13 protein-coding genes are annotated in these 16,769 nt (G+C 47.2%); 12 read left to right on the top strand and 1 reads right to left on the bottom strand.

All coding sequences use genetic code 11. The features are described 5' to 3' along the window. Nucleotides 1–63 precede the first annotated feature (63 nt). The 10 genes from BTV99_RS05070 (at nucleotide 64) to BTV99_RS05025 (ending at nucleotide 12,059) form a co-directional block, all read left to right on the top strand. Nucleotides 64–1,638 (top strand): transcription antitermination factor NusB, encoded by a 1,575-nt coding sequence (locus BTV99_RS05070; protein ID WP_075101293.1) that lies wholly within the window; start codon nucleotides 64–66, stop codon nucleotides 1,636–1,638. A 58-nt stretch (nucleotides 1,639–1,696) separates the two neighbouring features. Then, nucleotides 1,697–3,118, top strand: coding sequence for a threonine synthase (gene thrC / locus BTV99_RS05065; RefSeq protein ID WP_075101292.1), 1,422 nt, complete (start codon nucleotides 1,697–1,699; stop codon nucleotides 3,116–3,118). 407 nt (nucleotides 3,119–3,525) lie between these two features. After that, entirely contained in the window at nucleotides 3,526–4,557 is a 1,032-nt protein-coding gene (locus BTV99_RS05060; RefSeq protein ID WP_243456028.1) for a LysM peptidoglycan-binding domain-containing protein, read from the top strand. Nucleotides 4,558–4,621: 64 nt separating this feature from the next. After that, nucleotides 4,622–5,854 carry a DNA-processing protein DprA gene (gene dprA, locus BTV99_RS05055; RefSeq protein ID WP_075101290.1) on the top strand — a complete coding sequence of 411 codons (1,233 nt, stop codon included), beginning with the start codon at nucleotides 4,622–4,624 and terminating at the stop codon, nucleotides 5,852–5,854. A gap of 89 nt (nucleotides 5,855–5,943) precedes the next feature. Then, nucleotides 5,944–6,573, top strand: a complete 630-nt coding sequence (locus BTV99_RS05050) for an L-threonylcarbamoyladenylate synthase (RefSeq protein WP_075101289.1) — start codon at nucleotides 5,944–5,946, stop codon at nucleotides 6,571–6,573. A gap of 336 nt (nucleotides 6,574–6,909) precedes the next feature. Beyond that, on the top strand, nucleotides 6,910–7,428 hold the full coding sequence (locus BTV99_RS05045; RefSeq protein WP_075101424.1) for a GbsR/MarR family transcriptional regulator: 519 nt from the start codon (nucleotides 6,910–6,912) through the stop codon (nucleotides 7,426–7,428). Nucleotides 7,429–7,669: 241 nt separating this feature from the next. Beyond that, entirely contained in the window at nucleotides 7,670–8,611 is a 942-nt protein-coding gene (locus BTV99_RS05040) for a fatty acid desaturase (RefSeq protein WP_075101288.1), read from the top strand. Between the two features lie 392 nt (nucleotides 8,612–9,003). Continuing rightward, complete coding sequence (locus BTV99_RS05035) at nucleotides 9,004–9,969, top strand: TIGR01777 family oxidoreductase (protein ID WP_075101287.1); 966 nt, start codon at nucleotides 9,004–9,006, stop codon at nucleotides 9,967–9,969. 87 nt (nucleotides 9,970–10,056) lie between these two features. Further along, nucleotides 10,057–10,539 (top strand): hypothetical protein, encoded by a 483-nt coding sequence (locus BTV99_RS05030; RefSeq protein WP_075101286.1) that lies wholly within the window; start codon nucleotides 10,057–10,059, stop codon nucleotides 10,537–10,539. Nucleotides 10,540–10,952: 413 nt separating this feature from the next. Then, the gene (locus BTV99_RS05025; RefSeq protein ID WP_075101285.1) at nucleotides 10,953–12,059 is read left to right on the top strand and encodes a metallophosphoesterase; all 1,107 of its coding nucleotides are present in this window, start codon (nucleotides 10,953–10,955) and stop codon (nucleotides 12,057–12,059) included. Between the two features lie 12 nt (nucleotides 12,060–12,071). Here BTV99_RS05025 and BTV99_RS05020 read toward each other — a convergent pair whose 3' ends face one another. After that, nucleotides 12,072–13,472, bottom strand: coding sequence for an alpha/beta hydrolase (locus BTV99_RS05020; RefSeq protein WP_075101284.1), 1,401 nt, complete (start codon nucleotides 13,470–13,472; stop codon nucleotides 12,072–12,074). A gap of 520 nt (nucleotides 13,473–13,992) precedes the next feature. On the opposite strand from BTV99_RS05020, the gene grpE reads away from it, so the two are divergent. Continuing rightward, nucleotides 13,993–14,592: a nucleotide exchange factor GrpE gene (gene grpE, locus BTV99_RS05015; protein WP_075101283.1), complete on the top strand. Its 600-nt coding sequence runs from the start codon at nucleotides 13,993–13,995 to the stop codon at nucleotides 14,590–14,592. A 197-nt stretch (nucleotides 14,593–14,789) separates the two neighbouring features. Beyond that, entirely contained in the window at nucleotides 14,790–16,727 is a 1,938-nt protein-coding gene (gene dnaK, locus BTV99_RS05010; RefSeq protein WP_075101282.1) for a molecular chaperone DnaK, read from the top strand. The last annotated feature ends 42 nt before the right edge of the window (nucleotides 16,728–16,769 follow it).

The following is a 16,769-nucleotide window of genomic DNA, read 5'->3' as shown; positions in this document are numbered from 1 at the left end:
TAGTTATAAGTTATCTAACCTTTATCAGACGCTATCGCGCATACGTCAAGGAACAGCAACTCAATGAGACATCCCAGCCCCGCGTCTAAAAACCATAAACCCTCAAGCAACCTGATTATGAATGGCAGCGTCCGCGTACGAGTCATACGTACCTTGTTGGCCATTCAAAATGGGCAGTCGTTGGCAAGCGTTCTTGACCCTTTACTCAACAGCTTGCACGATGGTGATAAAGGGTTTGCCCATGCGCTACTTTTGACGACCTTACGCCAGTGGCATGCACTGGCACGGCTGCTGGATAGCTTGGCGGACAACCCTATCGATGAAGTCGAAGTTCGTACCACCATTCAGGTCGGTCTGGTGCAGCTACTGTATTTAGAAGTCGCTGACCACGCCGCGATACACGAAACGGTGGAGGCAGCAAAAGAGGTCGGCTTTGCTCATGCGACTGGTCTTATCAATGCCATCCTGCGCAAGGTCGCCAAAAACCCCAATAAGTTTCGCAAAAAGTGCAATAAAAACCATAGCTTGCCCAACTGGCTTGCTTATCAGCTCAAGCAAGACTGGAGCGAGCAGTATGATACGCTGACACAAGGACTGCGGCAGTCAGCCCCGATGTTTTTACGAGTAAACGCGGCGACCACCTCAGTTGCAGAGTATCAAGAAGTGCTAGACGGGGCAGAGATTGAGACAGAGCTGACCGAGCTTAGCACGGGTTTTTGTCTACCCAGTGCCTCTAACGCTGCACCCCTCACCCTAACGACTACAGGTCTGCGGCTACGCCAAAGCACTGCTGTCAGCGCCTTGCCTGACTTCGCTGACGGCATCGTGAGTGTACAGGACATGCACGCGCAGCTTGCAGCACCGATTATTCATCGTGCTTTGATGAGTAAGGTGAGTGCTGATAAGTCTCAGGCGGGCTTGGATAATCATGAGCTGCATATCTTAGATGCTTGCGCGGCACCTGGGGGCAAACTGGCGCATTGGCTAGAAGTGTTGAGCTCTGAAGATGCGTCAGTATTGTTTCACGTGAAACAAGACGATACAGCGGCGACATCAGCGCCTACGGGCATCAAGCTCACCGCTATCGATAATGAAGCATCGCGCATCGAGCGTATTTATGACAACCTAAAGCGTCTTAACTTTACCCAGACAGACTTGGCGCAAAGTAGCAGTGATATCGCCCTAGATATCGTCTGCGCCGATGCAACCCGCTGGCGCAGCACTGGTGTGTCTAAAAAGCAAGATTCTGCTAAAAACAGCGGCGTATTTGATGCTATATTACTGGATTCGCCCTGTACGGCGACCGGCGTGATTCGTCGTCATCCAGATATCAGCCTCTTGCGTACCGAAGAGGATGTCGAGCAGACTGCGCTATTGCAAGCAGAAATATTACAAAACCTATGGCCACAGCTCAAAGTCGGCGGTTACTTTTTATATGTGACTTGCTCTATTTTAAAGCAAGAAAACGTCATGCAAATGCAAGACTTTGTCAGTCGTCATGACGATGCGGCGGTGGTTGCGTTTACCGAGGCGTGTAGTTGGGGTATCGAACAGGCGATCGGGCGTCAGTGCTTGCCGATAGATCGCGAGGGTGGCGATGGTTTTTATTATGCGCTGCTACAGAAGACAATGGCATAAAACTGCTGAATAAACCGTTTTAAATATTGAAAAAAATCATTGTAGACAGGACAATCTCATGAAATATATCAGTACCCGTGGTCAGACAGCACCGATGGATTTTAGTGATGTGCTTTTGATGGGGCTTGCGCCAGATGGCGGTTTGATGCTACCTGAGCAGTATCCGAGCATTGATAGCGCTACCCTTGATGAGTGGCGTACGCTGAGCTATCCGCAGCTTGCTATGGCGATTATGCAGCGTTTTGCCACGGATATCCCGGCGGCTGATTTGCAAGATATCATCGAGCGTACTTATACCGCTGACGTATTTGGCTCTGATGAGATTGTCCCTGTCCGCAAACTTGAAGACGGCCTGTATATTTTGGGATTGTCCAATGGTCCGACGCTGGCATTTAAAGACGTGGCTATGCAGTTTTTGGGCAATGCCTTTGAATACGTGCTGAAAAAGAAAGGCGCGCGGATTACCATCATTGGTGCCACCAGTGGTGATACGGGCAGTGCCGCGGAGTATGCGCTACGCGGCAAAGAAAATATCGAAGTCTTTATGCTGTCACCGCATGGCAAGATGAGTGAGTTTCAGCGTGCGCAGATGTATAGTTTGACTGATGACAATATCCATAATATCGCCATCGACGGTATGTTTGATGATTGTCAAGATATCGTCAAAGCGCTGCAACAGGACGCGGCATTCAAAGCCGCTTATAATCTCGGTACGGTGAACTCGATCAACTGGGGCCGTATTCTGGCGCAAGTTGTGTATTACTTTAAGGCCTATTTTGCCGTCACCACAAGCAATGACGAAAAAATCAGCTTTAGCGTACCATCGGGCAATTTTGGCAATATTTGTGCCGGTCATATTGCTCGTGAGATGGGGCTGCCAGTCGATCGCCTTATCGTCGCCACCAACGAAAACGATGTGCTCAACGATTTCTTTAATCAAGGTGCCTACCAGCCGCGCCCAGCTGAGCAGACTTACGTGACCTCTAGCCCATCGATGGATATCTCAAAAGCCTCTAACTTTGAGCGTTTTGTCTATTTACTGCTCGATAAAGACAGCGCGCGCGTCCATGAGCTATTTGAAGGGGTGAAAGCCGGCCAAGGGTTTGATTTGTCTGATTTAAAAGATAGGGTCAATACTCGCTACGGTTTTGCTGCTGGCAAATCGACGCATAGCGACCGCTTACAGACCATCAAGGCGCTTTATGAGCAGCATGGTGAGTTGGTCGATCCGCACACTGCCGACGGTATTAAAGTCGCTAAAGAACTACAACGCGCAGGCGAAGTTATCGTATGTGCCGAGACTGCTTTGCCTGTGAAGTTTGCCGATACCATTGTTGAGGCTGTTGGGCAAATTCAGATCGCTCGTCCAGCCCATACCGAGGGGCTAGAGGACTTGCCGCAGCATGTCGTGGTATTAGACAACGACGCTGAGCTGGTCGCTGAACAAATTCGTCAACATGTAACGGCAAATCCAGCGTAATTAATAGAGGTATTTAACGCTCATTGTAAAAAGTAAATCTAGGAAATTATCCACATAAAGGTTACGCCATTGTAATAAAGTGTTTATGATTGTGTTATGGTAGATATAATTGTAATATGAGAAACAGCGTCGGCAGGTCTTCATCGTGCTAGACGCTTTTTTAGCCATAAACATCAGTCAATTACAAAAAACAGCTGCCCAATAGGCGTCATAATAATTGCATTGCTGTGTCTGTAAACTGCGCTGAGTCTCTACGAATATATAATCGAAGGACTTGACAGGTATAGACGTAAGTAGGGTTTGTTAAGGCGGCGACAGCGGTACATATTGTGGATATAACAATGAAGATGAGCTTAAAAAAGATAGCAAAAGCACTGTTGATCACGACATTTAGCAGTGCCATGCTAATGAGTACTGCCCACGCCAATAATCCACCACCTACCATCAAAGCCGATGCCCCCAATCGCTACATCGTCAAAAAAGGCGATACCTTATGGGATATCTCTGGGCGCTACTTAGACAGCCCATGGCGCTGGAAAGATATTTGGGCAACCAATAAACAAATCAAAAACCCGCATCTGATCTACCCAAACGACATCCTTATTTTGTGCGTGATTCAGGGTAAAACCTTGGTCGGTGTCGATACGGGTGAAGGCTGTGCAGGAATCGAAAAGCAGCTGATGGGTGATGTTACCGCCAGTGCGGTCACTGTGACCTCAACGGCCAACAGTATCCCTCCTATTCCTTGGTCAGCGATTCAGCATTGGCTCGATAAGACCATCATCGTCGATCCACAAGATTTTAATACCACGCCATACATCTTGGCTTCTAAAAACCGCAACTTAATCACCGCCAGTGGTGATAAGGTCTACGCCAAAGGCGTACCACTGATCGTGGGGCAACGCTATGGCATCTACCGTGAAGGTGAGAGGTACGTCGAGCCAAAAACCCAAAAAGTCATCGGTCTTGAAGTTACCCAAGTGGCCACAGGCCTAGTAACATCGACAGAAAGCAACGGCGTCACTAGCCTGCAACTGACAGACAGCTATGGCAAAGAAGTGCGCGAAGGTGATCGGGTATTTGTAGAATTAGACAATGCGATCCCGCCTGTGTTTTATCCAACCCCAGCCAGCGTCAGTCGCGGCGGTATGATCGTACGGGTGATGGATTCGATCAGCTCCGCAGCAAAAGGTAGCGTGGTCGCCATCAACCTTGGTAGTACGCATGGTGCCAAACCTGGTGATGTGTTGACTGTGTACCAAAAAGGACCATTGGTGCGTGATATCAGAGACAATGATACGCCAGTGCGTTTGCCAAACGAGCCAAGTGGGATGCTGATGGTTTTTAATACGTTTGAACATATCAGCTATGCCTATGTACTGGATTCTGAACTGCCACTGAATGTCGGTGATCAGTTATTACCGCCGCCATATTTATAAACACGCCAAACACAGTACAAGGTTTTGAGATGAGTACCCGATCTTAGCGGAGGCGAGCCAAACGATGATGACAGCAGTCACTCCTTCTTTATCAGACGAGCAGCGCGCCATAGTGGCGCTGTGGTATGAGGTGAATGCGTCATTGTCTGCTTATCACAAGCTGACGACGAGCTTTGGTAGTGCACAGCTGGCGTGGACGGCGACAGTAGAGGCTTGGCGGCAGCTGGGTATTCATTATACCCATCTCAAACGCCATGAGCAGCCAGCGCAAACACGCGCTAATATCGACAAAATCCAACAAGCGCGCGTAGAAGGACGCTATGGGTTACTGTTTGCCGATCAAGCGGACTATCCTGCCCAGCTGCTACAGATCTATGATCCGCCGCCAGTGTTGTTTTATCGCGGTAATCTCTCTCGTCTACACCAAGCCCAAATCGCCATCGTCGGTAGTCGTAAGCCCACCGCCCACGCACAAAAAATCACCTTTGATATGGCGCAGTACTTAGCGCAGGCAGGCTACATTGTCACCAGCGGGCTGGCCATGGGGGTGGATAAACGCGCACATCTAGGCGCACTGGCACAGACAGATTTAGCCCATCAAGGCCGGACGATCGGGGTAATGGGCACAGGAATTGATGTCAATTATCCCAATCACCACGACCAGCTATTTAGTCAAATCATCGAGCAGGGCGGCTGTATCATCAGTGAGCTGCTACCGCATACGCCGCCGCACAAGCATACCTTTCCGCGCCGTAATCGCTTGGTCGCAGGACTCAGTCTAGCGACTATCGTCACCGAAGCCACCATTCAAAGTGGCTCGCTGATTACCGCGCGCTTGACCTCAGAGCAAGGCAAGCAAGTCTTTGCGGTGCCAAGTCATATTGACAATAGCAATGCTGAAGGCTGCCATCATTTGATACGCGAAGGGGCGACGTTGATTTACCATCCTCAGCAGGTTATTGAAGATGTCAGCAGCCAGCTTAGCCACCAGATAGGTCATGGTAGTCGCGTGCCGCCGAAAAAACGCACACCTTCTGATAATGATAACGCCATACCATCAGCTCAGGTTACCAATACTGCAGAGAGCGCATTGCCATCTACGATAGCTCATTACCCTGACCCTGTGGTTCCCAAACACTTGCAGCCAATATATGAGCAGCTTGATTGGCATGGGCAAGATTTGGATGCGCTGTTGCTGGCCACCACGCTTGAAGCACCCGTTTTGATCGGGCAGCTGATGGAGCTTGAGCTATTAGGTCTTATCAGCGTACAAGGCGGGCGTTACTTGCGTGTTTAAAAAGTGCTATTTTTGCGAGTGGCTGTCTTAGATTGGCTTTTTGCTGTGGTATGATAAGTTTCTACCTTTTTATTTTCTGTACCTCCATCATGAAACCATCCTCCTCCGTTTTGGCCGACTCTGTCAGCCAAGCTGCTACTTGGCTAAAAAATGGCCAGCTACTTGCTTATCCAACCGAAAGTGTCTGGGGTATCGGCTGTGACCCTTATAATCAAGCCGCCGTACAGCGCATCTTGACCATCAAACAGCGACCAATCGCCAAAGGCATGATTGTCATTACCGATAGTGCCGAACGTTTAGCGCCGTTGCTTGCGCCTTTAACACAGGCTCAGCGTCAGCCTATTTTGGCGAGCTGGCAGACGGACAGCGACAACACCCAGCCGCAGTATCAACAAGCGCATACATGGCTATTGCCTATTCCGCAAACACTAAGCACCAGTATCCCTCATTGGATAACCGGCCAGCATCAAACCGTGGCGGTACGGGTCATCTCTCATCCGCTTATCCAGCAGCTGTGCCAGCAGTTGGTCAGTGAGCAAAACCCTTTTGGCCTGCTGGTCTCCACCAGCTGTAACCCTTCAGGCCAGCCGCCTGCCATGACTTTCTCTGAAGCTTATGCGTATTTTTCTGAGCAAATCGGCTACCTACAGGCTGATACCTTGAGATATACGCTGCCGAGCCAAATCCGTGACGCGCGCACAGGTTTGATCATTCGTTAGCGCCTACTCATGCTTTACAGAAAATCAGACACACGGCATAAGTAGGTTGGACTGGGTTTTGTATTAATCTAACTATATATCGTCTTATAGTCGATTCTAAATAAAACAGATACATTATATATCAACGTGGAACTGTTCTAAATTTTCCTTGCGTGCTGTGCCTGCGCTGCTCGATGCTGCATAAAACTCATCCCAGTCCCACTGTATCGTTTTTATAATGAACTCACCATATCATCATATTGTCTTGTGATTTCACTATTGACAGAAATAAAAGAATAGCGCAGTATGGAGATAGACAATGGTTATCAATTTAAAAATAGCGTGTATCTATCAATTATGAAACTAAATCCTGTGACTGAAAAATTCGTTTTGCATTGGGGAGAGATGGGCTCGCAGTGGGGCATCAATCGCACCATGTCGCAGATTCATGCGTTATTGTTTATCATTGGAAAGCCTTTAAATGCTGAGCAGATTACTGAAACGCTTGGTGTTGCACGCTCAAACGTTTCAAACAGCCTCAAAGAGCTACAACATTGGGGGCTGGTACAAAAGGTCTCAATACTGGGCGACCGCCGCGATCACTTTACCACCAATACCGACGTTTGGGAGTTGGCACGTATCATCGTAATTGAGCGTCAAAAGCGTGAGCTTGAGCCGACAGTACAGTTTTTGCAGGCGCTCATAGACAGCCCAGAGTTTGAGCACGAAAACAGTGACGTAAAAGCTCGGCTTCGTGAGACACAAGTATTCGTCGAAACAGTGACCACGTGGTCTTCTGAGATGCTACGATTGCCCAGCAGTGTACTCAAAAAGATATTGAAGTTGGGTAGTAGTATAAAAAAAGTCTTACGTTAATGGGCTGTGTTAAACAAGCGATGGTGCGTGGTTTAATGATAGTTAATCTACTGTAAACAGGTACAGCGCGACTGGTATTCAGTCTTTTTGCGAGCGGTGCTTACGCCGACAGAGGACACGCCTTACATAGACTCATAAAAACTCAAGTTGTTATTTCTGTTTTGACAGAAATAAAAATAATAAGATAACTTATAGAGGTTTTAGACAGAGGTCTTAGACCAATCACAAATGGATGTGGCACATGAAACCAAATAACACACAGAGTCAGACAGAGCAAACGGTCAAGGATATGGTGAGGTCGATAGCCTGGCAAGACCTGCGCCAGCTGACTGGTAGGCAGATCGCTTATAATATTATTTTGCCTTATCCGTTTTTATTGTTGTCGTGGTGGTTTGCTAGCCAGTCTTGGTATGTACTGGCGTGCGGTGCGTCTTATCTGTTTTTTGCCGCCGCTTTTCGTCAAGCGCATGATGGTTATCACCATAGTTTAGGTGCAGGTCGGCGTCTGACCACTGCTCTTTTATTGCTGCTTAGTGTGCTATTGATGACCAGCTTACATAGTATCCGAGCCACTCACATGGCGCATCATCGAGACCCATTAGGCGACCAAGACGTTGAGGGTCGTTTGGCAAAGGCATCATGGCAGCAAGCGCTGCTCGGCGGTATCACGTATCGGTTGGCTATCTACCGTCAAGGGCTGCGCTTGAGCAGTCGCCGTCATAGGATGCTGGCTTGGCTAGAGTTTGGACTGATGGCATTGGTGATCATGGGTGCTCTGATGATGAGCGTGTTTGCTGCGTCTACGGTGCTTGGGCAGGTGGTGCTATATCATCTTGTGGTGATGATGTTGGCCAATGCCAGTGTCGGTATCATCGCTGTGTGGGGCGTGCATCATGACTGTGACGAGACGATAGCTCGCACTGAGCGCAACCCTCTGATAAATCTGCTGACATTTAATTTACTGTATCACGTAGAGCATCATTTGTTTCCTGCGATACCATCCAACCATTTGCCAGCGCTTGCCAAGCGTTTGGACGCAGCCGCACCTCACTTGACCAATGCGCCTGTACTACCCAGTCGCGCTACTGTTATAAAGCACATGAAGCGTCGCTGGAGTGCCATAAAAGACAAGTATCAAAACAGTAATGACAGTGAATGCCCTATCCGTAAGCGTTTTGCTTAGAGACGAGTAGATCTCTAAATGGATGAAAGAAAGCCAATTATTTTATAGGTGCTGGTCACTAGAGCGTGTCTTCATTTTTATAGTTAGCTGAATGTAAAACTGTTATGGATTTAAACGCGCTACTGGTATAAATTTTACTTGCGTGCTGCGTTCCCAGAGGCTGCGCAAAATTCATCCCAGTAGCGCTATGACATTTTTAGAGTGTATCGACTATAACCCATTTAGATGGCTATTGATTGAATTAAAGAGATGTCCTAGACCAAAAGACGTTACCAAAAACCTGTGAAAGTCGTTTTGATATCACGGTGAAAGAAGACGATGATGGTGAGACAGCGTTTATCTTCAAAGAGTTGACGATATAGATAGTTGGCGATATGAATAAGGAGTCAGACATGCATATCTTAATCAGTGGTGGTTCAGGGTTTTTGGGTCGAGCATTTAGCGACGAAATCATGGCGCGGTATCGTGAGCGAAAAAAGGCACCACAAGTCACTTGGCTGACGCGTGATAGTAACCAGGCGCACCCTGACGATATCGCTATGATGACTTATGATGAGCTTACAAAGACCGATAAACGCTTTGATGTGATAATAAACCTAGCGGGGGCAGGTATTGCCGACTCGCGCTGGAGCGATAGTCGCAAAGAGCAGCTGATGGCGAGCCGTATTCGGCCTACCGAGGCATTGTTGGCATTTATCGCTCGCAGTCGCAGCAAGCCCAAATTATTGATTAGTGGTTCAGCGATAGGGTGGTACGGCACACAAGGCGATAAACCATTGACAGAAAGTAGTGGTTTTGAGACAGATTTTGCTCATAAATTATGTGATGATTGGGAGCAGTTAGCGCTTAAAGCCACTGAACATGGCGTGCCTGTGGCAATCGTGCGCACTGGCGTGGTGATTCATCCTGATGGCGGAATGCTTGCCAAGCTTTTGACCCCATTTAAAATGGGCGTTGGTGGACAATTGGGCGATGGTAAGCAAATCATGAGCTGGATCAGTCGGGCAGACTGGGTCGGCGCTGTGATATTTATCATTGAGCAGCACCTTGCCGATTATAACAACAGTCAAACCACAAATAATAACTCACTAAAAACCACAAATGATACGCCAGCCATGGTCTATAACTTGACCGCGCCCAATCCTGTAACCAATCATGCTTTTACCAAAACCGTAGGTACATGGTTACATCGTCCAACATTCTTTACTTTACCAGAATTTTTACTAAAGCTGATATTTGGTGAGATGTCGACACTACTAATTGATGGTCAAAAAGTATTGCCACAGGCGTTATTAGCGGCGGGTTATGAGTTTCGATATCCTACGCTCATGCAAGCCTTAGAGGCGAAACAGCGCTAAATAAAAGAACGGGTTGTAGTTGTTTCATGTGAAACAAATACAACCCGTTCACCATCCGCCTTAATATGATAAAACTGGTGCTTAATTATGGCTGTCAAAAAAAGCAAAGACCCAAGTATCACACTAACAAAACAGTACGCTCGCAAGCCTTATCCGTGGTTAAGGATTGTTGTCAGCTTTGCGCTATTTGGTGGGTGGATCGGGGCCAATGCGATGAATTTTATATTGTTTTTGCTGGACGGCGCTTTGCCAAGAAATATGCAAGGGTTTGATTTTCAGTACTTCATAGCAGACATGTTCGAAGGTCTTGGTTTTAAGATGATAGCGGGTCTATTTCCTGCTTTGATAACTGCAGGTGTCGTTATATATTTTAAGCTGCATCTTAAAACAATCAAAAGCTGGCTTGCATTAGGAGTATTGGGATTTATGGCGACTGTTCCGTTTAGCCTCATCGTAATGCTGATAGCGGAGTCGGTAGATCTTGAGCTCTTTTATTTGGCGATGTTGGTGGGTATGTCAGGGTTATGTAGCGCCATCATAGTAGGCGGTTTAACGATTCCCAAATCGTAGTGCTAAACGAATGGATATATTTGACTTTGCTGTGAGAAGTTTTAACTTAGAGTTGTTTCACGTGAAACCATATAACTGACTTATACCGGTTACGCGTTTAAATTAATAGCCACGTTACTTTGAGCGACCTGAGCGCCGTGCAGCTGGTTTATTTGGATTCGATTATATAGTCGATGCACTCTAAAAAGCGCATAACGCTACTGGGATGAATTTTGCGCAGCCTCTGGGAACGCAGCACGCAAGTAAAATTTATACCAGTAGCGCGTTTAAATTTATATAACAGTTTTATTTTCAACTGACTATATGAGGTTTTATGTAAAAAGCGTGAAGCATTGATGAAAGAGCGTCTAAAGGCCAAAGTCGGCTCGCTTTTCGCGTAACATAGCTCCACCGTTATTTGATTAGATTTTACTATGTGGGTATTTATCGTTTTTACGCAGCTGCTTACCTTGTTGACCAGCGCGATACTTTATTGGTTTATAAGACCGTATCGCAAGGTTAATAAGGCTGAGGTGCTCGCCGCGGTTTTTGTTGTCAATAATGCAGCGCTGATATACGGGTTGACGGAGTTTTGGTATGAGCGCTTTCATGTATATCTGGTCATTAGTATATTGCAAGGGTTTATGCTCTATGCCGCTGCATTCACGGCGGTAGGCTGGCTGCTAAACGCCCAGCTATTTAAGTACGTATGGCAGCCAAAACAGGCACGAGGTGCGGCGAGTATGATGTATGTCTGCATCGTGGGGCTGGCGGTATTTAACGCCTACTCGCCAGTCGTACATCACCTAACGGTTATGACCGACAAACCACTTGCTGAGCCAATGACGATAGCACTGCTATCAGATACTCATCTGGGCAGATGGTTTGGCAATCGCCAGCTCGATAAGCTGGTGCGCCTAGTCGATAGCGAGCAGCCAGATGTGGTGCTCATCGCTGGCGATATTATGAATGATACCACCATCGCTTATGACCATCATAATATGCATGAGCATTTATCAAAGCTCGACGCGCCGCTTGGCGTTTATGCCACGTTGGGCAATCACGATTACCGCGGCTATGATAAGCAAATCGCACAGGCGGTAACGGCTGCTGGTATCACCGTGCTTGATAACCAAAGCGTGCTATTAAATGATTCGGTGTGGCTCATCGGCCGCTCGGATGATGTGGATCAGAGCAGACTGTCAGCGCAGGCGCTACTGACTCAGGTAGATACCGATTTGCCTATTGTCTTTTTAGAGCATCGCCCATCTATGATGGACGAAATCAGTTCTTTACCGATAGATTTGCATGTAGCAGGGCACACGCATGGCGGCCAGATATTTCCATTGACGTTATTGATGCGCGGGCTTGCGCCCCTACATTATGGCGCTAAGGTGGTAGGGGAGACGCAGTTTTTGGTGACATCGGGATATGGCTTTGGGCCGGTACCGTTTCGACTGGGGACGCGCTCTGAGATTTGGATGATTACCCTGACGCCCAGTGATGCCGTGGCTGAGCCGTCGTCACAGTCAGCGCGCTAAGGCGGTCAGTCATTAGGCTGCCAATTGCCCCTGCTCACGAATGACCTCACGGACAAAACTGGCAAAACCGTGGATGATTTTGCGGGTTTCTAATCCTAGCCCCTGATGAATGCTCATAAAGTGAATAAAACCATGCGGCGCACCAAGTACCGTATAGTTTCGCACCGATACACTATGTGTCTTTAGTTGCTCTGCATACGCAAACGCTTCATCACGTAAGACATCCAGCTCTGAGGTGACGATATAAGTGGGACAGACGTGGCTGTTGTCCCCCAGCATAGGCGAGTTGAGAATGTGTTGCCGCGGTAAGGGGCTGTTTTTTAGACATGCCGCGTCAAACACCGCCACATCGGCATGATCTAACAACAAGCCTTCGCCGTATAGCTCCCAGCTTGGATAATCTGTCTCGATATCGGTAACAGGATAAAGCGGCATTTGCGCAAGCGGCTGAGGCAGACGCTCTAACAGTGCAAACATATCTTGCCCCGCTTCACCTAGGTCTGCCCAAGCTTGTTTGGCAGGGGCGGTGAGCTGCTGAGCAATAAGGGTCGATAAGCCGCCACCCGCGCTGTCACCTGCCAAGACGATACGTGAAGGCAGCGCGCCAAACATATGACAATGCTCGGCCAGCCAAGCATAAGCGCTGATACAGTCTTTTAGCGCGGCTGGGGCGGGATGCTCAGGTGCCAATCGATAGTCGACACTGACGACAGGCCAGCCAGTCTGCTGGCTCAGCGCATGACAAAATTCGTGATGTGTATCGATACCGCCGATACAAAACCCGCCACCATGAAAAAACAACAACACGGTCTCATCAGGATTGTGCACGCTGCCTTTTTTGATTGTCTTTCTATAAGTGCTAGCGTCTGGCTGATAGCAGCGAATGGTCATATCGCCATCATCAGCATTTGCAATCACCTTATCAGTCCAACGAACGCTGACCTCACCTTTTTTGCGAAAGCGCTTTATATTACTCATCAGCGTATCGCCCGTCTGTTGCCAAACCTTTGGGGATTGCATGGCCACAGCATCGGCAGCGAACCTCTCACGCAGCTTAGGCATCGGCGTCAGCTCAAGCGGGGTTTTTAGCTTACTATTTATCGCCAAAATCAGCCGCAGATGGGCATCGGCATGCAAGTATTGCTTAGAAGTGGGGCCGCCAAGGCAGCTGACCAAACTTTCTAATAGCGGCAATGGCAAATAACCCAGCCCTTTCATCGCATAATGCAAGGTATGCGCTTGATGATTAACGACTTGCTGATAACCCAAACACGTGCTTTTTAACGCACAGCATTGACGCACAGCGCTATCTTTTGGTACAGCTTCTATCTCAGGCGCTAGCTCGTTTGAGCGCTTTAGATTGATAAACGCTCTATTTAATAAGGTGTTGAGCGATATGGTTGAGTGAGACATAACACCTCGGATATATGATGGTTAGTGTTTGAAATAACAGATGTTTTTGGCCATAGTAAAGTAAAAGAAAATAAAATTGAGTATATTTTGGTAATGGATTGAGTGAAAACAGTAAAAATTTTGGAATAAACCAAGGGTTTGGTAGCGGGTGTGAGCTATAAAGGTAAATCAATACCAGTAGGAGGGTACCTCTTGCAAAATAGATTTGCCTGTTTGTTCCAACGTTTTATTTCAATGTTTGGCCTCACCGTTTATGTCATTGTCATTACCATGTCTTTAGAGGTCCCACACTCGTTGGTACAGCAATTGTTGTAAATGGGAAAAAATCCTCAGCTCAAGGCTTGAAATTTGTCCTCATCACCTTTATCAATCAGCTATCAAAGCATATTCGCAAAAAATCAGTGATATCTGTTGATTATCTAATAAAAGCGCAGACTAATAAGAGCACAGCATGACTTGCTGCCAGCAGGTTTGTCGTGCCATACCTCAATCGTCATTATTAAAATTCTAAGGAGCTATCATGAGCGAGCAAAACAATAACCACAAATCCCCTGAGCACAATGTGGCGCACGACAATGTCGAGCATAATGACAGTATTTTAGAAGAAACCATGCAAGAGTTTGATCCAAAAAACAATTCGGATGAAAACGTCACCATCGAAAACGAAATCGATATCGACACTTTCAAAGCACGTATTGCTGAGCTTGAAGGCGAGGTCAAGCACGCCCGTGAGACCACCGCCCGTGCCAATGCCGAAGCTTACAATGCGCAAAAACGCATGGAGCAAGAAGCCGATAAGAGCAAAAAATTTGCCCTACAAAAATTTGCCAAAGAGCTATTGGAAGTCGTCGATAATCTAGAGCGTGCTATTGAAAACGCAGACGCCAGCGATCCGGTTGCCGAAGGCGTGCAGCTGACGCACAAAGCTCTGCTGTCTGTTCTTAACAAAAACGGTATCGAAGTGATTGACCCACAAGGTGAAAAGTTCAATGCCGATGTCCACGAAGCGGTGGGTATCGATGCCGAAGCCGACGCTGATGTGGTCGGTACAGTGCTACAAAAAGGCTATAGCTTAAATGGTCGCCTACTACGTCCAGCGATGGTACGCGTGGGTCAGTAGGATTTTTTACTTGATTTTAAGCGTCTAAACCTTACTTATATAAAGGGTTTTGACAAAAAATCACACAAAAGATAATTTTTGCTTGATGATTGCCTTGAAAAAACCGACAGGCAAACCGATATATAGCAACAAGTGACCGACTATGGTCTGAAGATATAAGTAGTTATATTTAAAGTATACATTAGGAGCATTTGATTATGGGTAAAGTAATTGGTATTGACTTGGGTACAACCAACTCATGTGTGGCAGTGATGGAAGGTGACAAAGTCAAAGTCATCGAAAACGCTGAAGGTACCCGTACCACACCTTCTATCGTCGCTTATAAAGACGACGAAATCCTCGTTGGTCAATCGGCTAAGCGTCAAGCGGTCACCAACCCAAAAAACACTTTGTTTGCGATCAAACGTCTGATCGGTCGCCGTTTTGATGACAAAGTGGTACAAAAAGACATCGGCATGGTGCCATACAAAATCGCCAAAGCGGATAACGGTGATGCTTGGGTAGAAGTAAACGGTAAAAAACTAGCGCCACCACAGGTTTCTGCTGAAATCTTGAAAAAAATGAAAAAAACAGCAGAAGACTATTTGGGCGAAAAAGTAACAGAAGCGGTCGTAACGGTACCTGCTTATTTCAACGACTCACAGCGTCAAGCAACCAAAGACGCCGGTAAAATCGCGGGTCTTGATGTAAAACGTATCATCAACGAACCAACTGCCGCCGCTCTTGCTTATGGTATGGACAAAAAGCAAGGCGATAGCACAGTTGCTGTATATGACTTAGGCGGTGGTACATTTGACGTATCAATCATCGAAATCGCTGACGTCGATGGCGAGCAGCAGTTTGAAGTACTAGCGACCAATGGTGACACATTCCTTGGCGGTGAAGACTTTGACTCAGCATTGATTGATTACTTGGTCGATGAATTCAAAAAAGAGCAAGACGTCAACCTAAAAGGTGACTCACTTGCGATGCAGCGTCTAAAAGAAGCAGCCGAAAAAGCAAAAATCGAGCTATCAAGCGCTCAAAGCACTGAAGTGAACTTACCATACATCACCGCTGACAGCAGTGGTCCTAAGCACTTGGTCATTACTATCAGCCGCTCTAAGCTTGAGAGCTTAACCGAAGAACTGGTACAGCGTACCATGGGTCCTTGTAAGATTGCCCTTGAAGATGCTGGCCTAAAAGTCGGCGACATCAACGACGTGATCTTGGTCGGTGGTCAGACTCGTATGCCACTTGTACAACAAAAAGTACAAGAGTTCTTCGGTCAAGAGCCACGTAAAGACGTAAACCCTGACGAAGCAGTAGCAGCGGGTGCCGCGATTCAAGGTGCGGTATTGTCTGGTGACAAAACTGACGTTTTATTGCTTGATGTGACACCATTGACGCTTGGTATTGAGACGATGGGCGGCGTAATGACCCCAATCATCGAGAAAAACACAATGATTCCTACCAAGAAATCACAAGTGTTCTCAACAGCAGAAGACAACCAGCCTGCGGTAACCATTCAGGTTTATCAAGGCGAGCGTAAAATCGCTAACCAAAACAAACTGCTTGGCCGCTTTGACTTAACAGATATTCCACCAGCGCCGCGCGGTCTGCCACAAATCGAAGTGACTTTCGATATCAACGCTGATGGTATCATGAACATCTCAGCGACTGACAAAGGTACTGGTAAAGCGCAAAGCATCCAGATCAAAGCAGACTCTGGCTTGTCGGATGAAGAAGTTGAGCAAATGGTACAAGACGCTGAAGCCAACGCAGCTGAAGATGAGAAGTTTGCAAATCTGGCACAAGTGCGTAACGAAGCGGATGGTCGTATCCATGCGGTACAAAAAGCGCTAAAAGAAGCGGGTGATAAAGTCACTGAAGAAGAAAAATCATCAGTAGAAGCGGCAATCTCTGAGTTAGAGACAGCGACTAAAGAAGATGATCATGACGACATCAAAGCCAAACTTGAAGCGCTAGACAATGCTTTCTTGCCTATCAGCCAAAAAATCTATGCTGATAGCGGCGCAGGCGCAGAAGGTATGGATCCAAGCCAGTTCCAGCAAGGCGCGGACGCAGCAAGTAACAACCAAGCCGACGATGATGTTGTCGATGCTGAGTTTACAGAAGTAGACGACAAAAAATAAAACGGCTGATAAGCTGACCGTTGATTAATGTGACATAAAAAC

Origin of the sequence: Psychrobacter sp. Rd 27.2 (assembly GCF_001921755.1) — a bacterium.
Lineage (GTDB): Bacteria > Pseudomonadota > Gammaproteobacteria > Pseudomonadales > Moraxellaceae > Psychrobacter > Psychrobacter celer.
The sequence above is the reverse complement of the archived record's forward strand: the minus strand, read 5'-3'. Positions and strand labels throughout refer to the sequence as shown.

Excerpts from the sequence above, each read along its gene's own strand:
- BTV99_RS05070 (WP_075101293.1), top strand. The coding sequence starts at position 64 with ATGAGACATCCCAGCCCCGCGTCTAAAAACCATAAACCCTCAAGCAAC.
- thrC (WP_075101292.1), top strand. The coding sequence starts at position 1,697 with ATGAAATATATCAGTACCCGTGGTCAGACAGCACCGATGGATTTTAGT.
- BTV99_RS05060 (WP_243456028.1), top strand. The coding sequence starts at position 3,526 with ATGAGTACTGCCCACGCCAATAATCCACCACCTACCATCAAAGCCGAT.
- dprA (WP_075101290.1), top strand. The coding sequence starts at position 4,622 with ATGATGACAGCAGTCACTCCTTCTTTATCAGACGAGCAGCGCGCCATA.
- BTV99_RS05050 (WP_075101289.1), top strand. The coding sequence starts at position 5,944 with ATGAAACCATCCTCCTCCGTTTTGGCCGACTCTGTCAGCCAAGCTGCT.
- BTV99_RS05045 (WP_075101424.1), top strand. The coding sequence starts at position 6,910 with ATGAAACTAAATCCTGTGACTGAAAAATTCGTTTTGCATTGGGGAGAG.
- BTV99_RS05040 (WP_075101288.1), top strand. The coding sequence starts at position 7,670 with ATGAAACCAAATAACACACAGAGTCAGACAGAGCAAACGGTCAAGGAT.
- BTV99_RS05035 (WP_075101287.1), top strand. The coding sequence starts at position 9,004 with ATGCATATCTTAATCAGTGGTGGTTCAGGGTTTTTGGGTCGAGCATTT.
- BTV99_RS05030 (WP_075101286.1), top strand. The coding sequence starts at position 10,057 with ATGGCTGTCAAAAAAAGCAAAGACCCAAGTATCACACTAACAAAACAG.
- BTV99_RS05025 (WP_075101285.1), top strand. The coding sequence starts at position 10,953 with ATGTGGGTATTTATCGTTTTTACGCAGCTGCTTACCTTGTTGACCAGC.
- BTV99_RS05020 (WP_075101284.1), bottom strand. The coding sequence starts at position 13,472 with ATGTCTCACTCAACCATATCGCTCAACACCTTATTAAATAGAGCGTTT.
- grpE (WP_075101283.1), top strand. The coding sequence starts at position 13,993 with ATGAGCGAGCAAAACAATAACCACAAATCCCCTGAGCACAATGTGGCG.
- dnaK (WP_075101282.1), top strand. The coding sequence starts at position 14,790 with ATGGGTAAAGTAATTGGTATTGACTTGGGTACAACCAACTCATGTGTG.